Here is a 24,772-nt window from a genome sequence, read left to right on the forward strand (position 1 = left end):
ATGCTCCTGTGCGTAGACCGGCTCTGCCGGAGTCCGTTTCGGGGGTGTGCTAGGCAAGTCTAAGAGACCGGATGCACGCTCAGTTGAGCGTGCAGGCAATCGATTCCGGGAACTGGCATTTGTCGCCGGGCGCCGTGTAGGCGATCCGGTCGATCTGCATCGTCGTCGGCTGGGTGTAGGCGAACTTGCCCATCCATCCGGCCAGCATGTCCGTGCCCCAGAGGCTGAAGAAGATCTTCTGCGGGCTCTGCGGGATCTTGCTGGGATCCGTGACGTCCTGAATCAGCTTGCCATTCAGGTAGTAGCGCAGGCGGTTCTGTTCCCAGACGAAGGCATAGTCGTTGAAGCCCTGATCGGCGGGCTTGCCGACCGGCACCAGCTTCTCGTTGCCGCCCTTGGCCTTGATATACTGGTTCACCTGCACGGTGCCGCTATCCTTGCCGAGCACCTCGAAATCGATCTCGTCGTGCTGCTGCTTGTCGGCCGGGCCGATATAGGTGAAGAAGGCCGAGTTCAGGCCGGGGCCGGTCGCGGTCTTGATACGGGCCTCGTAGGTGCCGTAGCTGAAGCGCTTCTTGGTCTGGATCTCGCCGCAGAGATAGTTGCGGTCCTTCGATTTGCCTTCGGCAAAGCCCAGTTCCAGCTTTCCGTCTTCGGTCTTCACCTGGTTCTTCGACCAGGTGCAGTTCTGGTGTGCGCCGTTGTTCCAGCCGTCGGAAATGTACCAGACGCTGCGGTCGATCTTGTCGAAGTCATCGACGAAGGATGTGCCTGTTGCCTGCTGGGCAGATGCGGGGAGGGCGCCGGCGAGGGCGGCACCCGCAGTCAAAGTCAGCCAAAGCAGTCGCGCATGGGCGATTGTGGTCGTCATGTCTCACCTTTGCTGTGGAACGAAATCGGCCGGGATATCCCGGCGGGATGGGGAGTGCGGACCCTTCTTCGTCCGGCCGCCGGTCAGGACGGCGTAGAGCTTCGGCGCATTGCTGCGCACCAGACCGTTCGAGAGCGCCAGCAGCGGGAAAAGTACCAGCAGGCAGCCGCAGAAGAAGAGCGGGTAGAAATCGACGCCCGTCTTGCCCCAGACCATGAAGAGCAGGATGAGCAGGGGGTAGTGGGCGCAGAAGATCCAGAAGCTTAGGCTCCCGGTCTTCGACAGGCGCTGGCCGACCGAGGTCTTGATCAGCAGTGCCGACAGCATCCAGAAGCCGGCGGCGCCGCCGATCGCCAGCGCATTGCGCGACAGTTCCACCCAGTCGGGCATCGACGGGCCGGTTGCATAGATCGCGGTCGCCAGCAGCGCCGACAATGCGAAGAGCAGGAAGACGCCGAGCGGGGCGAAGCGGTCGAGCGCCTTGATGTCCAGCTTGTAGAGGCTGGCATAGATGCCGAAGGTGAAGCTGAACAGGATCGAGCGCTTGATGACGATGTAGAGCGACAACTGCGGCACGAGCGCCAGCAGCAGCAGCGTCGAGAGCGTCAGAAGCGGGGCGCGGCGCACCAGCCAGGCGAGGATCGGCGAAATCAGGATGCAGACGAAGAGATCGCGCAGGAAGTAGAGCGGGATATTCGCCGGAAAGGCTTCCGCCGCAAACAGCTGGGAGAGCAGTTCGCGGAAGCTCGATTGATAGGGGCTGATGACATAGCCATCGCCGATGCCGACCGCGAGGATCGCCAGGACCGCGATGAAAAACAGCGTGTTCCAGATCAGGAACGGCAGGAAGACGGTCTGCGCCTTGGTGCGCACCGTTTTCGTATAGTTGAAGCCTTCCATCCCGCCGCGAAATAGCAGGTAGCCGGAAATGGCGCTGAGGCACGGGACCCCGACACGGAAGAGCGCTTCGCTCAGGAACACCCGCAGCCAGTCGAAGAAACCGTAGTTTCCATTGAACGGCGTATTCGCAGGGTCGAATGGTATGTGGACGAACACAATGCCCGAAATGAGCACGATGCGCATCAGGTTGATCCGCGAGGATACGTTAGCGTCAACGTTCACGTTATCTGTCACCCCTGTTGGAGCTGCACCTCCCCTGCAGCCGTTTCAAAGAGCAGACTCTGGCCCGCAGACGAAAAGCTAGAGCGTTTTGCCGGAAGAAAATATGGCACTGCAGCAAAAAGTGATCGCGAGTCTCGTTTTGTAACGGAGCGAAATCGCAGCTACCATGGCGTGTCGGGTGCCGTAACGGCAGTTGCAAATATGCTGCAGGGCCTTTGCGCCAATGTATTTCCGAAAGTGATCATAAAACGTTTCCGCCTGTTGAGAAGCGTGACCCGCGCGGAAAAGTTTTTCCGCTTTAGTGAAGGATGTCCTGTGTTTTGTTACAATGCGCAGGCCCGGATTGCGGCTGAAATGTGTTCGGATCACCCCCATTTGGGTCTAATCGGCACAGCCGCCGCTGGTATCGCTGATGTCTGCCTTTGACAAATTTCGGCCGGAATGCCCTTCATCATGCTGCGGCGCAGCAACTTGCCCCCGGATGATCCGGCGCTAGATGCGTACTCACCGCTCTGGCCTGTCAGGAGAAAGAATGGCGACCTTTACGATCATCATCCCGTTTTGCCAGCGCGAGGACGGTATCCTGCGGCGGGCGCTGGCTTCGGTCTTTGCGCAGACCTACAGGGATTTCGATGTTCTCGTGGTCGACGACCAGTCGCCCTATCCGGCAGAAGACGAATTGAAGCCGCTCGGCGCCGAGGAGCGGTCGAGAATCACCGTCATCCGCCAGGCGAATGCCGGACCGGGCGGCGCCCGCAATACCGGCCTCGACAATGTCCCGGCTGCCAGCCGCTACGCCGCCTTCCTCGATTCGGACGATATCTGGACGCCCGACCATCTGCAGAACGCCTATTCGGCGATGCAGAGCTTCGATGGCGATTGCTATTGGGCGTCGATCCATGGCGGCGAGGAATTCGACTATCATTTCGGCATCGCCGATCTCGAAAAGAGCGAGGGGGCGCACCGGCTCGCGGATGCGCCGCTGATCATCGAGCTGCCGGATATCGCCGGCGTCATGCTGAAGAACTGGGCCTTCCTGCACATGTCCTGCATGGTGATCGGCCGGCCGCTGATCGAGACGGTGCGCTTCGACGCGGCGCTGCGGCTCGCGGCCGAGGACGTGCTGTTCTTCTGCGATTGCATGCTGGCGGCCCGCCAGGTGCTGCTCTGCGGCGAGGCGGGGGCACTGCGCGGCGAGGGCATCAACATCTTCCACGGCGTCGATAACGAATCGCCGCAGTTCCTGAAGCAGCAGTTCATCACCTGGATGGCGCTCGACCGGCTGGAAACGCGCTTCGCGGCGCGGCCGAAGGAGATCTCGACGATCAAGGATTACAAGACGCGGGCGCGCAAGATGGCGCTGTGGAGCCAGGCGAAGCGGATGCGCAAGGCGCGCCTGCCGGATTTCCGCCTGCTGTTCCACTGGGCATGCCGCGATCCGGCGCTGTTTGCCAGCGCCTTCAAGCTCGCGGGTGGCAAGTTCTCGAAATAGCCGTCAGTCGGCCGGCGAGGGGAGCAGGTAGCGCAGGCCGCCGGCACCACGCGTCGCGATCTCGACGCCGCCGGGACTGCGGAAGCGCTCGGTCTTGTCCATGAAGATGCCGCCGGCGATCGCCGGGACGGCACCCGGATTGGCGAGCGCATAGCCTAGCGCCGCTGCCGGGCCGGACTGCTTCTTCACATCGAGGAAATGGCGCAGCTCGTATTTGCCGCGCACATGGCTTTCGTGACGGCGCACGGCCGCCGCATCTTCCGCTGTCAGCTTGCAGGAGGCGAGGATCGCGCGATCGGCCTCATAGAGCTTGCGGATGTCGTCGGTGCGGTGGCTGCCGCTCAGCGAGTTGCCGCGCACGACCGCGCCATAGCCGCAGGAATGGATCACCTTGTAGCGGGCGCCGTTTGCGAGCGCGCGGACATAGAGCTCGTAATCCTCGCCGAGACGCATCTCCTCGCGGTAGCGCAGCTTGTGCGCATCGAGGAAGCTGCGGCGCATGACCGGCTTCAGGAAGCCGATCTCGCCACGGCGCACGCCGCGCTTGGAGATGTTGCCGTCGACGAAGGCGACGAGATCGAGGAAGAGGGGACGGTCGGGAAAACGGTCGAGCTGCTCGGGGGCGCGCGTCACCGTTTCCGAATCGACGAAGGCGATGTTGTCGGCGACGAAATCCCAGTCGTCTTCGGCCAGCATGCGGCTGAAGCGGCCGGCGAAGAAGAAGTCGTCGGCATCGAGGATGGCGATCAGCGGCGCGGTGGAGATATCGATCGCATGATTGCGGGCTGCCGAGGGGCCACGATTCTTTTCGAAGGAGACGACGTTCAGCCGTCCGCTCGCATCATCCGCGGCGCGCGCCGCATCGGCCGTGCCGTCGCTGGAGCCGTCGTCTATGACGACGACTTCGGCCACTTCCCTCTCGCGCAAAGCCGAATTGACGGCCAGTCCGATCGTATCAGCCGCGTTTTTGGCGGCGATGATCACGCATACGCTTGCAACCACGTCGTGCCCTCCGTTGTTGCCGCAACAGTTAGGACGCCAGCGCCGCGGGGGCAATGCGAGAGGTCTTCAAAAGATGTTACGCCGCCCGGGACGGCCCAGGCGAGGGCCGCTTACTGATTGAACGGCTCGGAATTGTTGAAGGGGCTGACCGGGATCTTGTCCTTGTCGTCACGCGCCGGCGCCAGGGCGGATGACATGCCCTTGGCGGCATTGCGCGCACGCGCTTCCTTCCACACGAGGAAAAGCACGCCACCGAAGTAGCCTATCTGCAGGAGAACCGCGCAGGTCGCCGTTTGTATGAGAGTCGTCGTCAGGGAACCGTTCAACACATAGGTTGCCACGGCAAAAACGGCGAGCGCGCCGATCATGCTAACGAAAACGCGAGGTGCATACATGACGTTTGCCTCCCTTTAGGAGGTTGGTTCAATGAACAGTCACTGAACTCGGGCTTCCTCCTAAGGACCCTTTACTCGATATATTTTAGCAGGCCCTGAGTTTCAACAGAACGAAAGCATTAGTACCTTCAATCTTTCGTAGGCCGTTGCAGGTTTTCTACAGTGCTCCGCTTAAGATTTCCTCCCAGCTTTGCCTAAAATCGCCGGACGGCCGGTAACCATGCGATTTGCGGGCCGTACGTCAGAAAAGGGCAAAACCTTACCCAAGGTTGTCTGCAATGGGGCATTGCACGCCTCGGCTCGCGCCACATTTGCATTGTCAGGACAACGCCTGAGAGCTCTATGCGTTCAACTTTTATTACAAAGATTTCATCTAAAACGATTTGAGTGTGCAGTGCAAAATGGATGGTGCGACGCAATATATGCGGCTACGCGCAAATAACATTTCGGTACTCGCGATAGTGGCCACGGGCTTTTTGCAAATGCTTTTCGAATTTCCCGAAAGGATTTGTTCTTCAGTCTTTTTGCAGCGCAAAGCAAACTCCGACGGCATTAGTGCAGTGCAGCCGACTTAGACGGAAACATTGCATGCTTTGCATATTAATTTGAGCTAATCCTAAAGAAAGAAAAAGGTGAACACGGTTTCCAAAAGCCCCCTGTTACACACCCGTCTTCAAATTGTGGCTTAAAAAAACAAAATCCGCCCATACACTCCGAACCTGTCAGCGCTACCTCAGCGACCTGGGCATACCGACCAAACGGCAAACATAAGTGGAGTTAACTCTATGAAGTCTGCGACGAGATCGGACAGTACGCCATTCTTTGGCGTGGTTCATGCAAACGTGTTTCCGCCGACAGGCGGGATCATGAAGCGCGCATTCGATATTACTGCTGCATCACTCGGCCTCGTTTTCCTGAGCCCGATTTTCCTGATGGTGATGCTGCTCGTCAAACTCTCCGATAAGGGGCCGGCCTTCTATGGTCATCGCCGTATCGGACATAACGGACAGGAATTCCGTTGCCTGAAGTTCCGCACCATGGTCACCGACGGTGACAGGGTGCTGCAGGAGCACCTGCGTAACAATCCGAAGGCAATGGACGAGTGGCGTGCGACCCGCAAGCTGCAGGACGATCCGCGGGTGACCGTGATCGGCAGCGTGCTTCGCAAGCTCAGCCTTGATGAGCTTCCGCAGCTCATCAATATCATTCGCGGCGAAATGAGCGTCGTCGGGCCGCGTCCCGTCGTACGTGACGAACTGGAGCTCTATGAGTCTTCGGCCGTCTTCTATCTTCAGGCACGTCCCGGCCTCACCGGCCTGTGGCAGATCAGCGGACGCAACGACGTCTCCTATGCCACGCGTGTCGCCTTCGACACCCACTATGTCGAAAACTGGTCTCTGACGCGTGACGTCATGATCATCGCCCGGACGATCCCTGCCGTCTGCATGCAGCGCGGTAGCTACTAACGCCGCTTCCACAGCTCGATACGTTCGCACGGTGCCGCCGATTGGCTTGCCGTGCAAATTCACGAGGAAGACTGAATGAAAGATTTCCTTTTTCGCCGCCTCACGGCACGCCGGTCCATTACCTCCAGTCTCGCCATCGTGGCGGGCTTTGGTGTTCTGATCGGCTCAGCCGGACTTGCCGGCGCTGCCGACTATCAGCTCGGCACGATGGACAAGCTGCGCATCCGCGTTGCCGAATGGCAGACGGCGGAGGGCGCGATCCGCGACTGGTCCGTGGTCAGCGGCGATTACTCGATCGGCCCGTCGGGCAGCCTCTCGCTGCCGTTCATTGGCGACCTCCCAGCCTCTGGAAAGACGACGGACGCGATCGCGCAGGAAATCGGTACCGCACTGCAAAAGCAGTTCGGTCTCAAGGACCGGCCCTCGGCATCTGTTGAACTTGCCGAGTTCCGTCCCGTGTTTCTGACAGGCGATGTCGAAAAGCCCGGCGAATATCCGTTCGCGCCCAATCTCACGGTGGTCAAAGCCGTGAGCCTTGCGGGCGGACTTCGCCGCGCCGACGCCGGCCAGCGCTTTGCGCGCGACTTCATCAATGCCAAGGGTGACGCTGTCGTCTACACCTCGGAGAAGAACCGGCTGATTGCGCGCCGCGCCCGTCTGCAGGCCGAGACGCAGAACAGCGATGCCATCGACATGCCGGCGGAACTCAAGGATCTGCCGGATGGCAAAGCCTTGATGGCCAGCGAAGCGGCGTTGAAGGATACGCGCAAGAAGCGGCTGACGCTGCAGCTTCAGGCGCTCGACGACCTGAAATCGCTGCTGCAGGCCGAAATCGAATCTCTGGCGAAGAAGACCGAAACGCAGACGCGTCAGCTCGAACTCGCCAAGGAAGACCGCGACAAGATCGAGAATCTTGCCGAAAAGGGTTTGGCGCTCAGCGCCCGCAAACTGACGGCGGAACAGCGCGCCGCCGATATCGAGGCAACGCTTCTCGATATCGATACCAATTCACTGAAGGCCAAGCAGGATATCAGCAAGGCCAACCAGGACGAGATCACGCTGCGCAACGACTGGGACGCCAAGCTTGCCCAGGAGCTGCAGGACACCGAATCCGATCTCGACACGCTCAACCTGAAACTCTCGACCAGCGGCGCGCTGATGTCGGAAGCGCTGGCGCAATCGAGCGATGCAGCGCGCTTCGACCCCGAGAATGCCGCGAATATCAACTATTCGATCGTCCGCGAAGTCGACGGGCAGTCGAAGGAAATTCCGGTGCAGGAGAACATGGCCCTCGAGCCGGGCGACCTGATCAAGGTCACGGCCGGGGTCGCGATGCGATAGAAGCGGAGACCGCATGCGGATCGCCAAATCGGCAATTATTACTCCGGGCGTGAACGCGGCCTATGCCATTCCGGCGGTCGCGCTCTCGATGTTCTGCTTTGCCTATTCGATCCGTTTCGGGCAGGCGGCGATCCTGCTGTACTATGCGCTCTGGCTGCCGCTGATCGCCGTCGACTACAAGAAGGTGCTCGGCAGTCACAGCAAGTTCGTCTGGCTCTATGCCTTCGCCGCTTTCGCCTTTCTCTCCGTGTTCTGGTCGCAGGTGCCGAGCGTTTCGATGCGCGCCAGCATCCAGTATTTCACGCAGGTGCTCTGCGCGCTGATCGCGGTGCGCACCGTCGATGTCCGCACGCTGACGCTTGGCGCGGTGGCGGGTGCGGCGGTCGTGCTGCTCTATTCGATCCTGTTCGGCTATTACGAATATGATCCGCTCGACGGGACATACAGCTTCGTCGGCGCGTTTGCCTCGAAGAACCAGCTTGGGTTCTATGCCTCGATCGGCATCATCTTTGCCTTCGCCGCCGTCTTTATCTATGGCGAGCGGCGGCTGTGGATGATGGTGTCGGGCGCTGTCGGGCTGATGGCCGCATACTGCCTTCTCGCCTCGCAATCGGCAACGTCGGTGCTAACCACCGCCGTCATCGTCGCGCTGCTGATCGGGTTGCGCGGCGTGCTGTTCCTGTCGCCAAACCAGCGCAAACTGCTCGTCATCGGCGGCGGTGTCGCGGCGATCATCCTGATCGTGGCGAGCGTCTATCTCGGCGTCGTCGATCTGGTGTTGGGGCTGTTCGGCAAGGATTCGACGCTGACGGGCCGCACCTATCTCTGGCAGCAGGGCATCGAGGCCTGGAAACAGAACCCGGCCGTCGGCATCGGCTATCAGGCCTATTGGGTGCAGGGCTTCTCGGAGCCGGAGCGTCTCTGGGAAGAGTTCTTCATCGGCTCGCGCAGCGGCTTCCACTTCCACAATACCTATATCGAAACGGCCGTGGAGCTCGGCCTGACCGGTGTCCTCATCCTCGCCGGTACGATCCTGGCGATGATCTGGGGCCATCTGCGCCGCGTCATCGAGGACGTGCGCAACGACGAGTCCTATCTGCTGCTCGGCATTGCCGTGCTGCTGACGATCCGCTCCTTCGTCGAGATCGACGTGCTGACGCCGTATAATGTCGGCACCTTCCTGCTTTACTACACGGCGGGCAAGCTCGCCGGGGCGCGGAAGCGCTCGGCGATGGCCGAGCTGCGGCGCTACGAATCCATACCTGCTGCACATTCCTGATCATTTCATTGCCCCGCCGCAGTCTCGCGGCATCATGAGGAAACTGCATGAAGACCCTCTACGGGATCCAGTATTTGCGTGCCTTTGCGGCGCTTGCGGTCGTGGTGTTCCACGCGGCCGAGCGCACCGGTGGCCATTTCGCCATCGGCGCGGCGGGCGTTGACGTGTTCTTCGTCATTTCGGGTTTCATCATGTGGGTGATCAGCGACCGGCGGCCGGTGACGCCGCAGCGCTTCCTGCTCGACCGCCTTAAGCGCATTGCGCCGTCCTACTGGCTGGTGACCGGCATCATGGTCGCGGGCGCGATCGCCGGGCTCTTCCCGAATCTGCAGCTCAGCGCCGGCCATCTGCTCGGCTCGCTGTTCTTCATTCCGGTGCGATCACCGAGCACCGGCGAGATCTGGCCGGTGCTGGTGCAGGGCTGGACGCTGAATTTCGAGATGTTCTTCTATGTGCTCTTTGCCGGCGCGCTGTTCCTGCCGCGCGCCTGGCGCCTGCTGTTCCTGACGGTGGTCTTCGGGCTGTTCTTCACCGCTGGTCTCATCTGGGATCCGCAGTCGGCGGCGCTCGCCACCTATACGCGGCCGATCATTCTCGAATTCCTCGGCGGCGTCTTCATCGCCGAGCTCTGGCTGCGGCGCAAGGTTGCGGGGACGAGCCTCGGGCTTGCCTGCGTCGGCGCCGCTCTTTGCGGCTTTGCGGCGATCTACCTGATGGGCGCGGAGTTCGACGAGTTCATCTGCGGGCCGCTCGCCATGGCGCTGGTCTTCGGCATGGTGTCGCTGGAAACCGGCGGCAGCATCGGCCGGGTGCCGGTTCTCACCTATCTCGGCGATGCCTCCTACTCGATCTATCTGTGGCATACGCTGACGATTTCGGTTGCCGTCAAGGCGGCGGAAATCCTCGGCCTTGACGGTGGACTGACGCTGCTCGGCGCCATCGTCGGCGGCACGATCACCGGGGTTGCGGCCTACGAGCTGATCGAAAAACCGCTGCGGAAGGTCTTTTCCGGCGAAGGCCTGAAGCGCCGCGATCTGCAGCGGCGCCCCTCCTGATATCCTGATTTATTGCGCAGCCTCCTCAGCCTGCTGCTCGGGCGGGGTTGCGCGCGTCGCCGCCTTGTTGCGGTAGCGGGCGCGCAGCAGCACGTAGAAGACCGGCGTCAGGAACAGGCCGAAGATCGTCACGCCCAGCATGCCCGAGAAGACGGCGGTGCCGAGCGACTGGCGCATTTCGGCGCCTGGGCCGGTTGCGATCATCAGCGGCACGACGCCGAAGATGAAGGCGAAGGCGGTCATCAGGATCGGCCGCAGGCGCAGATGGCTGGCCTCGATCGCCGCTTCGATTGCCGTCTTGCCTTCCTCTTCCGCCTGTCTGGCGAATTCGACGATCAGGATGGCGTTCTTGGCCGCGAGGCCAATCAGCACGATCAGGCCGATCTGCGTCAGGATGTTGTTGTCCATCCCGCGCAGATGCACGCCTGTCAGCGCCGCGAGGATGGCGAGCGGGACGATCAGGATGATCGCCAGCGGCAGGACCCAGCTTTCATATTGCGCCGAAAGCGCCAGGAAGACGAAGACCACCGAGAGCGCGAAGATGTAGATCGCCGTGTTGCCGGTGTTCTTTTCCTGGTAGGCGAGTTCGGTCCATTCGAAGGTCGTGCCCGCCGGCAGGATGCTCTTTGCCACACCCTCCATGGTGTTGAGCGCGCTGCCGGTGGAGACGCCGGGGGCGGCGTTGCCCTGCAGCGGCACGGAGACATACATATTATAATGCTGGACGAGCGAGGGACCGGATGTGTCCTTGATCTCGACCAGCGTGCCGAGCGGCACGAGCGCCCCGGTCGCCGAGCGAACCTTCAGCGCCAGAATATTGTCACGCTCGACGCGGTATTGCTGGTCGGCCTGGGCGCGGACCTGATAGACGCGGCCGAAGGCGTTGAAGTCGTTGACGTAGGACGTGCCGAGGTTGATCGACAGCGTGTCGAAGATATTGGGGATCGGCACATTCAAGGCGCGCGCCTTGTCGCGGTCGATCTCCAGGAAATATTGCGGGCTGGAGGCCGAGAAGGTGGTGAAGACGCCAGCAAGCCCCGGCGTCTGGTTGGCCTTGCCCATGATCTGGTAGGCCGCACCGAGCACCCGGCGCATGTCCGAACCCTCACGGTCCACCAGCTGCATCTTGAAGCCGCCGGCATTGCCGATGCCTGAAATCGGCGGCGGCGGGATGGCGATGATGAAGGCCTCCTGGATGCTCTGCAGGCTGCCATAGAGCTGGCCGATGATCTGGCCGGCATTCTGGTGGTGCTCCAGACGGTTCTCGAAGGTGTCGAAGGCGGCGAAGACGACGCCGGCATTCGAGGCGTTGGTGAAGGTGGCGCCGCTGAAACCGGAGAAGGCGACGGCGTTCTTGACGCCAGGCGTGTTGCGGATGATCTCGGAGGCGCGCTGCACGACGGCATCGGTACGCGCAAGCGAGGCGCCATCCGGCAGCTGCACGACGACGATCGCATAGCCCTGGTCCATGACCGGTACGAAGCCGCGCGGCACGATGTTGCCCATATAATAAGTGAGACCGAGCAATCCGGCGAAGACGAGGAGGGCGACGCCGATCGCCGCCCAGGTGCGGACCAGATGGCTGACCACCCAGGAATAGCCGGCGCTCATCTTGTCGAAGCCGCGGTTGAAGCCGTTGGCGAGCGCGTTGCCGAAGCGCGAGATCGGGTTTTTCGGCCTGTGATGGGCGTCGTGCGGCTTCAGCACGATGGCGGCAAGCGCCGGCGACAGGGTCAGCGAGTTCAGGGCGGAGATCGCCGTTGCTACCGAGATGGTCACGGCAAACTGCCGGTAGAACTGGCCCGAAATGCCGGGAATGAAGGCCGTCGGCACGAAGACGGCGATCAGCACCAGCGAGATGGCGAGAACGGCGGTGCCGACCTCGTCCATCGTCACATGCGCTGCCTCGCGCGGGCTCATGCCTTTCGCGAGGTTTCGCTCGACATTCTCGACGACGACGATCGCGTCGTCGACGACGATGCCGATCGCCAGCACCAGGCCGAACAGCGTCAGCATGTTGAGCGAGAAGCCGAAGGCGAGCAGGAAGGCGAAGGTGCCGATCAGCGAGACCGGAATGGCGACGATCGGGATGATCGCGGTGCGCCAGGACTGCAGGAAGACCAGCACGACGAGGGCGACGAGGATCGCCGCCTCGGCGATGGTCTTATAGACCTCGTTGATCGATTCCGAGATGAACTCGGTCGGATTGTAGACGATGTCGTAGGAGAGGCCGTCCGGGAAGTCCTGCTCGGCGGTCTGCATTGCCTGCTTGATCGAGGCGGCCGCCGCCAGCGCATTGGTGCCAGGGCGGGAGAAGATGCCGAGCGCGACGGCCGGCTTGCCGTTCAGGTAGCTGTTGGTGACGTAGTCCTTGGCGCCGAGCTCGATGCGGGCGATGTCCTGCAGCTGCACGAGGCGGCCGCTTTCCGTCGCCTTGACGATGACATAGCGGAACTGGCGGGCATCGGAGAACCGCCCCTCGGTCGTGACTGTATATTGGAAGGCATTGGTGCCGGAGGTCGGTGGGCCGCCGATCGAGCCGCCGGAGACCTGGACGTTCTGGTCGCGCAGCGCCTGGACGACGTCGCTCGAGGTCATGCCATAGGCCGAGAGCTTTTCCGGATCCAGCCAGATACGCAGCGAATATTCACGTTCGCCGAAGATGATGACGTCGCCGACGCCATCGAGGCGCACCAGCGTATCGCGGATGCGGCTGCGGGCGTAGTTGGAGACGTAGAGCTGGTCGTAGCGCGAGTTCGGCGACAGGAGATGCACGACCATCATCAGGTCAGGCGAGCTCTTTGCCGTGGTGATGCCGATGCGGCGGACTTCCTCGGGAAGGCGCGGTTCGGCGATCGCCACGCGGTTCTGCACGAGGACCTGCGCCTTGTCGAGATCGGTGCCGAGCTTGAAGGTGATGGTCAGCGCCATCGAGCCGTCGGCCGTCGAATAGGAAGACATGTAGAGCATGTCCTCGACGCCGTTGATTTCCTGCTCGATCGGCGTCGCCACAGTATTGGCGATGGTCTCGGAATCTGCGCCCGGATAGGCGGTGCGCACGACGATCGTCGGCGGGGCGATTTCGGGATATTGCGCGACGGGGAGCTGGAAATAGGCGAGCCCCCCGACGATCAGCAGCACGATGGAGAGGACCGATGCGAAGATCGGCCGGTCGACGAAGAAATGGGCGAACCTCATTGCGCCATCTCCATGCCTGCGGCTTCCGGCGGGATGTCGTCGCGGCTCTGCGGCAGCTCGGTTATCTGCGGCGTGATCTTCGAGCCGGGGCGGGCGCGCATCAGGCCGTTGACGACGATCGTCTCGGTGCCGTCCATGCCTTCGCGGATCGCTCTATAGCCATAGAGCCGCGGCCCGGGCCGAACGGGCTTGGTCGAAACGGTGCCATCGGCGCCGACAACATAGACGACGCGCTGGTTCTGGTCGGAGCCGATCGCCTCGTCGGGAACGAGGATCGCCTTATAGGTATTGGAGGCCTCGATCTGCACGCGGCCGAACAGGCCCGGCTGCAGGATCAGGTTCGGATTTTCGAAGCGGGCGCGGATGCGCATCGTGCCGGAAGCGTTGTCGACGCGGTTTTCGGCGAAGTTCAGCTTGCCGGCGAAAGGCTTCTGGCTGGAGTCGCTGATGCGGACCTGAACCGGAACGCCGCCACCGCCTTCCTGCAGGTCGCTGCCGCGGGAGCGGGCGGTCTCGGCGAAGTTCAGGAGGCGCCGTTCGTCGACGTCGAAATAGAAATCGATCGGATCGAGCGAGACGATGGTCGTCAGTATCGACTGGTCGGCCTGCACGAGATTGCCGGCCGAGATCAGGCGACGGTCGATGCGGCCGCCGATCGGCGCGGTGATCTTGGTATATTCGAGGTCGAGTGCGGCGCGGTCGGCAGTCGCCTGGGCGCCGCGGACGTTTGCCTGGGCGGAAACCCAGTCGCGGCGGCGGTCATCAAGTGTCGAGACCGACTGGCTGCCGCTATTGGCGAGCGATTCCGCGCGCTTGAATTGCGTTTCGGCATAGGAAAGCGTCGATTTTGCCACTTCGAGAGCGGCATTCGCCTCGTTGACGGCGGTCAGGAACGGGCGCTGGTCGATGACGAAGAGCAGGTCGCCCTGCTTGACGATCGCGCCATCGCTGAAATGCACTTCCTGCAGATAGCCGCCGACGCGCGAGCGGATCGCAACCTCATCCACGGCCTCGAAACGGCCGATGAACTCGTCATTGTCGACGACGTCGCGGACAACGGGCTTGGCGACCGTGACGGGCGGGGGAGGCGGGGCTGCGGCTTCCTGGGCCCCAGCGGTCAGCGGCAAGAGCGCCGTGACGAAGCCGAATGCAATGGCGGCACGAAGAGAGTAAGGCATAGCGATCCCCCGTATGGGCGGCCGTTATGCCGCCAATCTCATGCTGAAATGATGCGTCTCATGTCCACTGCTTCAAACGCGGCGGGCGCGTCTGCACTTCCATTCAATGCGCCGAGTGCGCCAGGCCAATAATCGAGCCGCCCGGTTCGTCCCGGGCTAACCAACTGAAACGGCACTATAAGCGGCACTTGCCGGAAATTGCAAACGACAATGGGTTGCATCTCGACCGTTCTTTCGTGCCCGGTTGCAGAGCTCTCAGCGGGGGCGGATGCGGCACGAAAATCAATCTTCGCTTAACGCTCCGCTGCGGCATTTTAGCCGCATCTGCAGAATCTGAGCCGGCTGATCTTGTGCGCTGCACATGCTCAATATATCTACAGACATTATAAGCACACTTATTAATAGCTGGCACAGTTTATGAACTCCAACCCGACCCTCGGCTTCCTTCTTCACGACGTTGCCCGGCTGCTGCGCAAGCGGTTCGAGCAGCGGGCGAAATGCCTGGGCCTGACGCGCTCGCAGTGGCAAACGCTGGCCTATCTGTCGAATAACGAGGGCATTCATCAGGGTGGACTCGCCGAGATTCTCGAAATCGAGCCCATCACGCTGGTGCGCATTCTCGACAAGCTTGCAGACCGCGGCCTTATCGAGCGCCGTCAACATCCGACGGACCGGCGCATCTGGCTTCTTTATATGCGTGAAGCTGCCCATCCCATCCTCGCCGAAATGCGCGAGCTGGGCGATCTGACCCGGGCCGAGGCACTGCAAGGCGTAACGCCGGAACAGCGCGAAGCCCTTTTCAACATCCTGTCCGAAATGAAGACGAACCTAGTACAGGCGTGCCGGACACCGGTCGCCGATAAAGAGCAAAGCCATGGCTGATAAATCCTCCCTCCGCGTTGTCGCTGATGCCAACGCAAAGCCTGCCGAAGATATCGAAACTGCAAAGACGCAAGAAACGGTAGCAGAAGCGCCTTCATCCAATTCAGCGCCCGCTACCGCTGTCGCTGCGCCTAGCGGCACCACGGTTCGCCGCCGGCGCAGCCTCACGCGCCCGATCCTGTTCGCATTGCTGCCGGTCGCCCTTGTCGTCGGCGGCTATTACTATGTGAACGGCGGCCAGGTCATGTCGACCGACAATGCGTATATCCAGGCGGACATGGTGGGCATCACCACCGACGTCTCGGGTATCGTCGACAAGATCAACGTTCATGAGAACGAGACGGTGAAGGCCGGGCAGGTGCTGTTCAACCTGCAGTCCGACACCTTCAAGATCGCTCTCGACGGCGCCAAGGCGCAGCTCGGCGTTCAGCGCAACCAGATTGCCAATCTGAAGGCGAGCTACCAGCAGTCGCTGGCCGAGATCACCCAGGCCGAAGCCGATCTGCCCTATTACCAGGACCAGTTCGACCGCCAGCAGAACCTCGTCAACAACGGCAGCGCCACACAGTCGGCCTATGACGAAGCCAAGCACAATCTCGAAGTCGCGCAGCAGAAGGTTTCGGTCGCCAAGGCCGAGGCGTCCACGACGCTCGCACAGCTCGGCGGCAATGCCGACCAGCCGGTCGAGGAAAATCCGCTCTACCTGCAGGCCAAGTCGAATGTCGACAATGCCCAGCGCGAGCTTGACCACAGCGTCGTCAAGGCTCCGTTCGACGGCGTCGTCACCAATGTCAACGCGCTGCAGGTCGGCTCCTACCTGCAGGCTTCGCAGCAGGCCTTCTCGCTGGTTTCGACCAACAATCTCTGGATTGCCGCGAGCCCGAAGGAAACCGAGCTGACCTATGTGAAGCCCGGCCAGGAAGCCACCGTCTATGTCGACACCTATCCGGGCGTTGCCTGGAAGGGCAAGGTCGAGAGCATCAGCCCGGCTTCGGGTTCCAGCTTCTCGCTGCTGCCGGCACAGAACACCACGGGCAACTGGGTGAAGGTCGTCCAGCGTATCCCGATGCGCGTCAGCATCGAGGATCAGCAGGGCAAGCCGCCGCTTCGCGTCGGCATGAGCACGGTCGTCGATGTCGATACCGGCCATGCTCGCGGCCTGCCTGATTTCGTCAACAACCTGCTTGGCCGGAAGACCAGCCACCAGTAACGGACAACTTCCATGAGCAACGCTCCCGCAAGCCCGGCGGCCCCTGTCGCCAACCGCGGCGCGATCACGGCCTGCGTCATCCTCGCCGTCATCATGCAGGCTCTGGATACGACGATCGCCAACGTTGCGCTGCCCTATATCCAGGGCAGCGTCTCGGCCTCCGCCGACCAGATCAACTGGGTTCTGACCTCCTATATCGTCGCTGCCGCGATCATGACGCCGCCATCGGGCTTTCTTGCCGCCAAATTCGGCCGCAAGAACGTGCTGCTGACGGCGATCGTCGGCTTCGTCGCTGCATCGGTCCTCTGCGGCCTGGCGCAGTCGCTGAACCAGATCGTCGCCTTCCGCCTGCTGCAGGGCCTGTTCGGCGCCTCGCTGGTGCCGCTGTCGCAGGGCATCCTGCTGGATATCTACACGGCTGAAGAACGCGGCTCGGCGATGGCGCTGTTCGGCGTCTCGGTCATGGTCGGCCCGGTTCTTGGCCCCGTCATCGGCGGCTGGCTGACCGACAATATCAGCTGGCGCTGGGTCTTCTATATCAACGTGCCGATCGGCGCGATGGCGTTTGCCGGTATCGTCATCTTCGTGACCGAGACGAAGAGGGACGCGCTGGCGAAGCTCGACTGGTTCGGCTTCGGGATGATGAGCCTGTTCATCGCCGCACTGCAGCTGTTCCTCGACCGCGGCGAGCAGCTCGACTGGTTCTCGTCAGGCGAGATCATGATCGAGGCGATCGTCTGTGCCGCAGCCTTCTATCTGCTGGTCGTGCATACGCTGACGTCGGAGAAATCCTTCGTCAATCCGAGGCTTTTCCTCGACCAGAACTTCACCGTCAGCATGATCTTCATCTTCGTGATCGGCATCACCTATCTCGCCTCGCTGGCGCTGATGACACCTTACCTGCAGACGCTGATGGGCTATCCGGTCATCACGGCCGGTATCGTCATGGGTCCGCGCGGTCTCGGCACCATGCTCTGCATGTTCATCGTCGGACGGCTGATCGGCAAGGTGGACTCGCGCTGGCTGCTGGCGCTCGGTCTCGGGCTGACGGCCTGGGCGATGTACGACATGACCGGCTGGACGCCTGATGTCTCGCAGTGGACGATCGTTTCCGTCGGCTTCATCCAGGGCGCCGGCCTCGGCTTCCTGTTCGTGCCGCTGACGACGATGGCCTTCTCGACGCTGCCGGCGCAGATGCGCGGCGATGGCACGGGTCTCTATAACCTGTCGCGCAACATCGGCTCGTCGGTCGGTATCTCCGTGGTCTCGGCGCTGATCGTCGAGAATACGCAGAGCAATCACGAGTCGATCGCCGCCTATGTCACGCCGTTCAACCGCGCTTTCGATGCGACGGCGGCACAGGGGCTGAGCCCGCTGACGGCGGCCGGACGTGCGGCGCTCAACGACGTCATCACGCTGCAGTCGACGATCATCGCCTATATGGACGACTTCAAGCTCCTGATGCTGATGTCGCTCGCCGTCATGCCGCTGGTCTTCCTGCTGCGCAAGCCGAAGGCCGCCCAGCCGCCGATGGATCATGCCGCGGTGATGGAATAATTACCTGAAAGGCTTGCTGAGATAACGCGACCCCTGAATGCCGAAGCGCCACGGTGCTTCGGCATTTTTCGTTATACCGATCCGCTTGCCGGAGACGATGGGGACAGGGGCGGAGGGAAAGAGTGCGTAGGGCTCGCGGTCGAGCGGCCGGTCGTTGATGGCGATGCCGATATCGAGGGCCTGGCAGAGCTTGCCTGGGCCGCTGCAGAGCGCGGTCAGCTGGTCGGTGGCGCGGCGCTCAGCCATCTCGCCGATGCCGGCTTCCGGTTCGAGCGCCCGGATCAGCACCGCCGAACCTGGCGTGCAGACGAAGTTCAGGCACCAGTACATGCCGTAGATGCGGTAGATATAGACATTGCCGGGCGGCCCATACATGGCGCCATTGCGCTTGGTCGGACCGCGGAAACTGTGCGAGGCCTCGTCGTCGGGGAAGTAGGCTTCCGTCTCGGTAATCTTGCCGCCGGCGCCATTGACCAGCAGCAGGCAGCCGAGCAGATCTCTCGCCACGGCAATCGCGTCGCGCTCGAAGAAGCCGCGCAGCGTATCGCCTGCAAGCGCAGCCGTGCCGATCGATCCCTCTTTATTCAACTGACGCCCTCGTTGCCCGTATCGCGCCGGTGCTGCGCGAAGATCTTCACCAGCCAGTCGATGAAGACGCGCACACGCGGCGAAAGCTGGCGGTTGCGGGGGTAGAGAAGCGAGACCGGCGTTTCCGTCAAGGGATAATCCTTGAGGATCTGCACGAGTTCGCCACTCGCGAGGTAGCGCTCGATGTGATAGCGCGGCACCTGGATGATGCCGAGGCCACAGCGGGCAGCGGCGTGCAGGCTTTCGGCGGCGTTGACCGAGATGGTCGCCGGAATGGTGATCTCGCGCACCCTGCCGTCGACGGTGAATTCGAGCGGCATCAGCGTGCCCGTAGCCGAGGACCGGAAGCCAACCATGCGGTGGCCGTCCAGCCTGTCTGGATGCTCGGGCATGCCGTGACGCTCCAGATAGGCGGGCGAGGCCAGCGTGATCTCCTCGAGCATGGCGACGCGCCTCGCCACCATGTCGCTATCCTGCGGAATGCCGACGCGCAGCACGCAGTCGATGCCTTCGCGCACCAGGTCCACCAGCCGGTCGCCCTCGCTCATGTAGAATTCGATATCGGGATAGGTCTCCAGGAAAGACGGCAGGCTCGGCAGCACGAAATGGCGGGCAAGCGTGCCGTGAACATCGACGCGCAGCATGCCCTTCGGCTTGGCGCCGGCAAAGGCGCCTTCGGCATCTTCGATATCGGCCAGGATCGACAGGCAGCGCTGGTAATAGGCCTCGCCATCGAGCGTCGGGCTGACATGACGGGTCGTGCGCTGCAGCAGCTGTACGCCGAGCCGTGCTTCGAGCTGTTTCACCGCATCGGTCACTGTCGAGCGCGGCAGGCCGGTATCCTCGGCGGCGGCGGTGAAGCTTCGCCGCTCCACGACGCGGGAATAGACCCGCATGGCATCGAACCTGTCCATTTGTTCGCTTTATCCGGATAGTGATACCGAATAATGCCTGATTATCCGAAAGAAAGATAGGCGCATCTTCCCCTCATCGAAACGGCGCTGCGGCGCGGATCCATGAAGGAGACTGAAGATGGCTAGTCAGGACAACAAGGTCGCTCTCGTTACGGGCGCATCGCGCGGCATCGGCGCGGCAATCGCCGAGCGCCTCGCCAAGGACGGCTTTACCGTCGTCATCAACTATTCCGGCAATGCGGCGCTTGCCGAGGAGCTGGCCGGCAAGATCGAGGCTGCGGGTGGCAAGGCGCTGACGGCAAAGGCCGATGTCAGCGATGCCGAGGCCGTGCGCCGGATGTTCGATGCGGCGGAAGCTGCCTTCGGCGGCGTCGACGTCCTCGTCAACAATGCCGGCATCATGATGCTGTCACCGCTCGCCGAGGCCAGCGACGAGAATTTCGACCGGCAGATCGCCGTCAACCTGAAGGGCACGTTCAACACGCTGCGGGAAGCCGCCAAGCGCCTGCGTGACGGCGGCCGGATCGTCAATTTCTCGACCAGCGTCGTCGGCCTTAAGCTCGAAAGCTATGCCGTCTATGCCGGCACCAAGGCTGCGGTCGAAACCATGACCGGCATCATGGCCAAGGAAATGCGCGGCCGCGGCATCACGGTCAATGCCGTCGCCCCCGGACCGACCGCCACCGATCTCTTCCTGAACGGCAAGTCCGAAGAGCTCGTCGCCCGCATGGCGAAGGCGAACCCGCTGGAGCGTCTCGGCACGCCTGAGGATATCGCAGCTGCCGTGTCGTTCCTCGCCGGTCCCGATGGAGCCTGGATCAACGGCCAGGTGTTGCGCGCCAATGGCGGCCTGATCTGAACAATCCAGGAGGCGGCAGCCCCGCCTCCCACTCTCGCGACTATCCCCCAACCGATTGAACAAGGAGCAGGACAATGAGCAAGCAAGTTATCGTCGTCACCGGTGCATCCAGCGGCTTCGGTGCCATGAGCGCCCGGGCGCTCGCCAGGGCCGGACACACCGTCTATGCCGGTATCCGCGCCACCACCACCCGCAATGCCAAGGCCGTTGCCGATGTGGCTGCCTTCGCCAAGGAGAACAATGCCGATCTGCGCAGCGTCGAACTGGATGTCACCGACGACGCCTCGATCGCGCAGGCCGTCGAGACCATCGTTGCCGAGAACGGGCGGCTCGACGTCATCGTCCACAATGCCGGCCACATGTCCTTCGGCCCGGCCGAGGCGTTCACGCCCGAGCAATATGCCGAGCTTTTCGACATCAACGTTCTCTCGACCCAGCGGCTCAACCGCGCCGCCCTGCCGCAGCTGCGCAAACAGGGCAGGGGTCTGATTGTCTGGGTGTCCTCATCGAGCACCCGTGGCGGCACGCCGCCGTTCCTCGCACCTTATTTCGCCGCCAAGGCCGCGATGGATTCGCTTGCCGTTTCCTATGCTAGCGAATTGACCCGCTGGGGCATCGACACCTCGATCATCGTGCCCGGCGCCTTTACCAAGGGCACCAATCACTTCGCCCATTCCGGCTCGCCGGCTGATACGGAGCGTGCCGCCGAATATCTGGAAGGTCCTTACAAGGGCATATCCGACATGGCGCTGCAGGGGCTGGCCGCGCTCGAGCCTGCCGATGCCGATCCGGAAGAGGTGGCCCTTGCGATCGTCGATGTGGTGGACAAGCCGTTCGGCAAGCGCCCGTTCCGCGTCCATATCGATCCGTCGCAGGATGGGGCGGAGATCGTCAACGGCGTTGCCGACCGCGTCAGGGCCGAACTCTTCTATCGCGTCGGGCTCGAGGATCTGCTGAAACCCGCCGTCATCGGCTGATCCGGGCTTGATTGTTGCATTTTTGCGAACACTGCTATGCGAATCAAACGCCTTACAAAGTTCGCATTAGGGCTTATATCTATTGGGCAAGGGGCGACGGGCAGTCTCCGTTCCGAAGCCCACCTCCAAGGCCTGCCGGGTCATTTCCCCTGGTGACGCGGCTGGCCCCGAAATTCAAAGTCGATGAAAAACGGCCCGTCGAAGGTTTCCCTCCCTTCCGGGCCGTTTTCATTTTCAGGGATCGTTCAGCCGCGCATCGGCCAGCAGCTTCACCATCCAGTCGACGAAGACACGCACCTTGTTGCTCAAGTGACGGTTCGGCGGATAGACGATGTAAAGCGGGATCGGCTCGCGCGACCATTGCGGCAAAACCTCGATCAGCTCACCTTTCTTGATCGCGTCGCGGGCCATGAAACGCAGCGTCTGCCCGATTCCCAGTCCCGTCGTCAGCGCGCTTATGAAGGTTCTCCCGTCGTTGACGGCCAGCATATAGCGCGGCGTGATCTCCAGATGTTCGTCGTCGCGGTCGAATTCGAAGGGCAGGGCGCGGCCCGTCTGGGCGCGGAAATAGTTGATCGTGTAATGGTCGTTTTCGAGGTCCTGCGGCCGTTCCGGCTCGCCGAATTTCTGGATGTAAAGCGGTGCTGCGCAGGTGATGATTTCGAGCTCGGATACACGTCTGGCGATCAATGACTGATCGGCCGGCGTGCCGGCGCGCAGCGCGCAGTCGACATTCTCGGCGAGGTAGTCGACGGTGCGGTCGCCGACGCCGAGATCGATGCGGATATCGGGATATTTCTGATAGAAGTCGCAGAGCGCCGGGACGACGATGGAATCGGCAAAAGCCCCTGCCATTTCAACACGTAAGCGGCCGGTCGGCAGGCTCTGCGAGTTCGAAAGGCTGCCGTCCAGTTCTTCCAGTTCCGAGACGATCTGCGAGGCACGCTCGTAATAGAGCGCGCCATCGGTCGTGACCATGACGCGTCTCGTCGTACGGTTGAGCAGCTTGGTGCGCAGATGGGCCTCGAGGCCCTGGATCAAATTGGTCACGGTGGCTTTAGGCATCGACAGGGTGTCGGCTGCCCGTGTAAAGTTACCCGTCTCCACTACGCGGATGAAGGCGCGCATTGCCGAGAGCTGGTCCATGATGGGATCTCCACAGTTTGCACTGCGATATTATTCGAAATACGGAACAGTGTAATCAGAATGGCGGTTCTTATTCCGTGGCCTGAATAACAATATGTTTTTTACAAGTTTGGCAAGCCGTGGCGTTTCGTCATGTGTTATGCAGCTAACAGGAATACAAGTCCGATGACGGTGCAGGTGAAAGACATGGTGTTCGAGAAGGTGGCCATCGGCCCCATCTCTACGCGCGTCTATCAGGGTGCTGAATACGGCAAGGGTTCGCCCATCGTGCTGTATTTCCACGGCGGCGCTTTCCAGAGCACGGGCGTTCTCGACAATCCGGTTGCCGAAAGCATTGCCAATGCCGGTGCGATCGTCGTCGTTGCCGATTACAACGCGCCGCTCGGCGGTGTTTTCCCGAAGCCGCTCGAAGTCGGCTATTCGCTGTTCTCCTACATGGCCAACAAGCGGGCGTCCGGTCTTGGTGACCGCAATTCGCTGCTGCTGGTGGCGGGCGAGGAAGCGGGCGGCAATATCGCCGCCGGTGTCGCGCTCAAGGCCCGTGACCACTACGCCAATGCGCTGAACGGCCAGATCCTGATTTCTCCGCTGCTCGATCCCTTCATGGGAACGTCCTCGATCCGCAAGGCCGATGGCATCGGCATGCGCCAGCGCTGGACCGAGGGCTGGAGCCATTATCTCAGCGGCGGCGGCTGCCATCCCTATGCGGCGCCGTGCCTGTGCTCGCGGATTTCGGGTGTCGCGCCTGCGCTGATCATGACAGCAGAAGACGACCCGCTTCGCGACGAGACGCTCGGCTATGCCGCGCGTCTCAAGAAGGCGGAAGTTTCGGTTCGCCAGCACGTTTTCCCCGCCGGGAAGGGCTGGCCGTCACTCTACGGCGGGAAAACGGACGGAGTGTCCGACTGGCAGGCGACCATCAGCCGCGAGTTCGGAAGCTTCATCCGCGAGTTAAGCCTCCAACCCCAATTGCATTGAAGTCTTGTTGTGAATGAGCGGCCGTTGAGGCCGCAAGGAGAGATACCGATGACGTCCAGAAAGAAGCGCTGGGCCCTCGTGGGCGCCGGCCTAGGCCTTGCTGCGTCTGTTTCAGCCGCTGCCATCTTTTTCGAACTGCCGATGAGCACGGTCGCGACCGCCGCTTCGGAACCCGCACAGGCTCCCGCTGTGCCGGTCACCGTTGCCCTGGTCCAGAACCGTGACGTGACCGCCTGGGAAAATTTCTCGGGCCGCCTCGAAGCAGTCGACCGCGTTCAGGTCCGTCCCCGCGTTGCGGGTGCGATCCAGTCCGTGCATTTCCGGGAAGGCGCGCTGGTGAAGACCGGCGACCTGCTGTTCACCATCGATCCGGCACCGTACCAGGCGGCCGTGGCGCAGGCACAGGGCCAGGTGGCCTCCGCCGATGCCAAGGTCAGCCTGGCGCAGACCGAGCTCGATCGCGGCCGCAAGCTTTCCGACAACCGCACGATCTCGCAGAGCGATCTCGATCAGCGTCAGAGCACGCTGGCCGAAGCGCAGGCGGGTCTCCGTTCGGCTCAGGCAGCCCTGCAGTCCGCCCAGCTCGACCTCGACTATACGCAGGTGCGGGCTCCGGTTTCCGGCCGCATCGGCAAGATCGAAGTCACCGCCGGCAACCTCGTCGCCGCCGGTTCGGCATCGCCCGAGCTGACGACGCTGGTTTCGGTCGATCCGATCTACGCGAGCTTCAACGCCAGCGAAGAGATGGTCACCAAGGCTCTCTCGGAGCTTCCGGCAACCGATAGCGCCCTGCCTGCCGTCGAGCAGATCCCGGTCGAAGTCGGCACGCTTGCCGATGAGGGCACGCCGATCAAGGGCAAGCTGCAGCTGGTCGACAACGTCGTCGATGCTGCGAGCGGCACGATCGCCGTTCGCGCCGTCTTCGACAATCCGGGCGGCAAGCTGATCCCGGGCCAGTTCGTGCGGGTCCGCATGGGCCAGCCGAAGGCCGAGAACAAGATCGTCATCAGTGACCGCGCCGTCGGCACCGACCAGGACAAGAAGTTCGTCTTCGTCGTCGATGGCGAGAACAAGGTCGGCTACCGCCAGGTCAAGCTCGGCGCGATCTATGACGGCCAGCGCGTCGTCGAAGACGGCCTGAAGGCTGGCGAAAAGATCGTCGTCAACGGCCTGCAGCGCATCCGTCCGGGCGCCGTTGTCGCGCCGCAGATGGAAGAGAAGGTCGCGACCAACTGAGAACTGCCTTCTCCCCAGCGGGGAGA

At 62.1% G+C, this 24,772-nt stretch carries 21 protein-coding genes; 12 read left to right on the plus strand and 9 right to left on the minus strand.

Translation table 11 applies throughout. The features are described from left to right. Window positions 1-79 precede the first annotated feature (79 nt). Both exoK and ACODR6_RS23615 read right to left on the minus strand, forming a co-directional pair. Entirely contained in the window at window positions 80-871 is a 792-nt protein-coding gene (exoK, locus tag ACODR6_RS23610; protein WP_489024725.1) for an endo-1,3-1,4-beta-glycanase ExoK, read from the minus strand. A gap of 3 nt (window positions 872-874) precedes the next feature. Beyond that, window positions 875-1,993 (minus strand): acyltransferase family protein, encoded by a 1,119-nt coding sequence (locus ACODR6_RS23615; protein WP_130284050.1) that lies wholly within the window; start codon window positions 1,991-1,993, stop codon window positions 875-877. Window positions 1,994-2,525: 532 nt separating this feature from the next. On the opposite strand from ACODR6_RS23615, the gene ACODR6_RS23620 reads away from it, so the two are divergent. Next, on the plus strand, window positions 2,526-3,485 hold the full coding sequence (locus ACODR6_RS23620) for a glycosyltransferase family 2 protein (protein ID WP_489024728.1): 960 nt from the start codon (window positions 2,526-2,528) through the stop codon (window positions 3,483-3,485). A 3-nt stretch (window positions 3,486-3,488) separates the two neighbouring features. Here ACODR6_RS23620 and ACODR6_RS23625 read toward each other — a convergent pair whose 3' ends face one another. Beyond that, window positions 3,489-4,487, minus strand: a complete 999-nt coding sequence (locus tag ACODR6_RS23625; protein ID WP_489024730.1) for a glycosyltransferase family 2 protein — start codon at window positions 4,485-4,487, stop codon at window positions 3,489-3,491. Window positions 4,488-4,597: 110 nt separating this feature from the next. Further along, window positions 4,598-4,882, minus strand: coding sequence for an exopolysaccharide production repressor protein (locus ACODR6_RS23630; RefSeq protein ID WP_489024732.1), 285 nt, complete (start codon window positions 4,880-4,882; stop codon window positions 4,598-4,600). A gap of 785 nt (window positions 4,883-5,667) precedes the next feature. On the opposite strand from ACODR6_RS23630, the gene ACODR6_RS23635 reads away from it, so the two are divergent. From ACODR6_RS23635 to ACODR6_RS23650, 4 genes are all read left to right on the plus strand, one after another. Next, window positions 5,668-6,348, plus strand: a complete 681-nt coding sequence (locus tag ACODR6_RS23635; protein WP_130284044.1) for a sugar transferase — start codon at window positions 5,668-5,670, stop codon at window positions 6,346-6,348. A 75-nt stretch (window positions 6,349-6,423) separates the two neighbouring features. Beyond that, the gene (locus ACODR6_RS23640; protein ID WP_489024735.1) at window positions 6,424-7,689 is read left to right on the plus strand and encodes a polysaccharide biosynthesis/export family protein; all 1,266 of its coding nucleotides are present in this window, start codon (window positions 6,424-6,426) and stop codon (window positions 7,687-7,689) included. Between the two features lie 13 nt (window positions 7,690-7,702). Continuing rightward, entirely contained in the window at window positions 7,703-8,968 is a 1,266-nt protein-coding gene (locus ACODR6_RS23645; RefSeq protein WP_199627714.1) for an O-antigen ligase family protein, read from the plus strand. Between the two features lie 47 nt (window positions 8,969-9,015). Then, window positions 9,016-10,023, plus strand: a complete 1,008-nt coding sequence (locus ACODR6_RS23650; RefSeq protein WP_489024737.1) for an acyltransferase family protein — start codon at window positions 9,016-9,018, stop codon at window positions 10,021-10,023. Between the two features lie 9 nt (window positions 10,024-10,032). Here ACODR6_RS23650 and ACODR6_RS23655 read toward each other — a convergent pair whose 3' ends face one another. After that, the gene (locus ACODR6_RS23655) at window positions 10,033-13,221 is read right to left on the minus strand and encodes an efflux RND transporter permease subunit (protein ID WP_489024739.1); all 3,189 of its coding nucleotides are present in this window, start codon (window positions 13,219-13,221) and stop codon (window positions 10,033-10,035) included. Beyond that, window positions 13,218-14,399, minus strand: a complete 1,182-nt coding sequence (locus ACODR6_RS23660; protein WP_489024741.1) for an efflux RND transporter periplasmic adaptor subunit — start codon at window positions 14,397-14,399, stop codon at window positions 13,218-13,220. The genes ACODR6_RS23655 and ACODR6_RS23660 overlap by 4 nt, the downstream gene beginning before the upstream one ends. A 417-nt stretch (window positions 14,400-14,816) precedes the next feature. On the opposite strand from ACODR6_RS23660, the gene ACODR6_RS23665 reads away from it, so the two are divergent. From ACODR6_RS23665 to ACODR6_RS23675, 3 genes are read left to right on the plus strand one after another with little or no spacing between them, the layout of a single operon-like run. Then, on the plus strand, window positions 14,817-15,281 hold the full coding sequence (locus ACODR6_RS23665; protein ID WP_112720030.1) for a MarR family winged helix-turn-helix transcriptional regulator: 465 nt from the start codon (window positions 14,817-14,819) through the stop codon (window positions 15,279-15,281). After that, window positions 15,274-16,491 (plus strand): HlyD family secretion protein, encoded by a 1,218-nt coding sequence (locus tag ACODR6_RS23670; protein WP_489024743.1) that lies wholly within the window; start codon window positions 15,274-15,276, stop codon window positions 16,489-16,491. The genes ACODR6_RS23665 and ACODR6_RS23670 overlap by 8 nt, the downstream gene beginning before the upstream one ends. A gap of 12 nt (window positions 16,492-16,503) precedes the next feature. Further along, window positions 16,504-18,048: a DHA2 family efflux MFS transporter permease subunit gene (locus ACODR6_RS23675; RefSeq protein WP_489024745.1), complete on the plus strand. Its 1,545-nt coding sequence runs from the start codon at window positions 16,504-16,506 to the stop codon at window positions 18,046-18,048. On the opposite strand, the gene ACODR6_RS23680 is transcribed toward ACODR6_RS23675, so the two are convergent. Both ACODR6_RS23680 and ACODR6_RS23685 read right to left on the minus strand, forming a co-directional pair. Next, a complete protein-coding gene (locus tag ACODR6_RS23680) occupies window positions 18,049-18,636 on the minus strand; it encodes a DNA-3-methyladenine glycosylase (protein ID WP_489024747.1) in 588 nt (195 codons plus the stop codon). Further along, a complete protein-coding gene (locus ACODR6_RS23685) occupies window positions 18,633-19,550 on the minus strand; it encodes a LysR family transcriptional regulator (protein WP_489024749.1) in 918 nt (305 codons plus the stop codon). The genes ACODR6_RS23680 and ACODR6_RS23685 overlap by 4 nt, the downstream gene beginning before the upstream one ends. A gap of 118 nt (window positions 19,551-19,668) precedes the next feature. Here ACODR6_RS23685 and ACODR6_RS23690 point away from each other — a divergent pair, with 118 nt between their 5' ends. Together ACODR6_RS23690 and ACODR6_RS23695 are read left to right on the plus strand one after the other, a co-directional pair. After that, a complete protein-coding gene (locus ACODR6_RS23690; RefSeq protein ID WP_489024751.1) occupies window positions 19,669-20,409 on the plus strand; it encodes an SDR family oxidoreductase in 741 nt (246 codons plus the stop codon). A gap of 74 nt (window positions 20,410-20,483) precedes the next feature. Further along, window positions 20,484-21,386: an SDR family oxidoreductase gene (locus tag ACODR6_RS23695; protein WP_489024753.1), complete on the plus strand. Its 903-nt coding sequence runs from the start codon at window positions 20,484-20,486 to the stop codon at window positions 21,384-21,386. 234 nt (window positions 21,387-21,620) lie between these two features. Here ACODR6_RS23695 and ACODR6_RS23700 read toward each other — a convergent pair whose 3' ends face one another. Then, window positions 21,621-22,532 carry a LysR family transcriptional regulator gene (locus ACODR6_RS23700; protein ID WP_112720037.1) on the minus strand — a complete coding sequence of 304 codons (912 nt, stop codon included), beginning with the start codon at window positions 22,530-22,532 and terminating at the stop codon, window positions 21,621-21,623. A 165-nt stretch (window positions 22,533-22,697) separates the two neighbouring features. Between ACODR6_RS23700 and ACODR6_RS23705 the strand changes: the two genes are divergently transcribed. Both ACODR6_RS23705 and ACODR6_RS23710 read left to right on the plus strand, forming a co-directional pair. Next, on the plus strand, window positions 22,698-23,510 hold the full coding sequence (locus ACODR6_RS23705) for an alpha/beta hydrolase fold domain-containing protein (protein ID WP_489024756.1): 813 nt from the start codon (window positions 22,698-22,700) through the stop codon (window positions 23,508-23,510). A 48-nt stretch (window positions 23,511-23,558) separates the two neighbouring features. Further along, window positions 23,559-24,746 (plus strand): efflux RND transporter periplasmic adaptor subunit, encoded by a 1,188-nt coding sequence (locus tag ACODR6_RS23710; RefSeq protein WP_130284022.1) that lies wholly within the window; start codon window positions 23,559-23,561, stop codon window positions 24,744-24,746. The last annotated feature ends 26 nt before the right edge of the window (window positions 24,747-24,772 follow it).

This window comes from Rhizobium sp. FG96 (genome assembly GCF_057808655.1).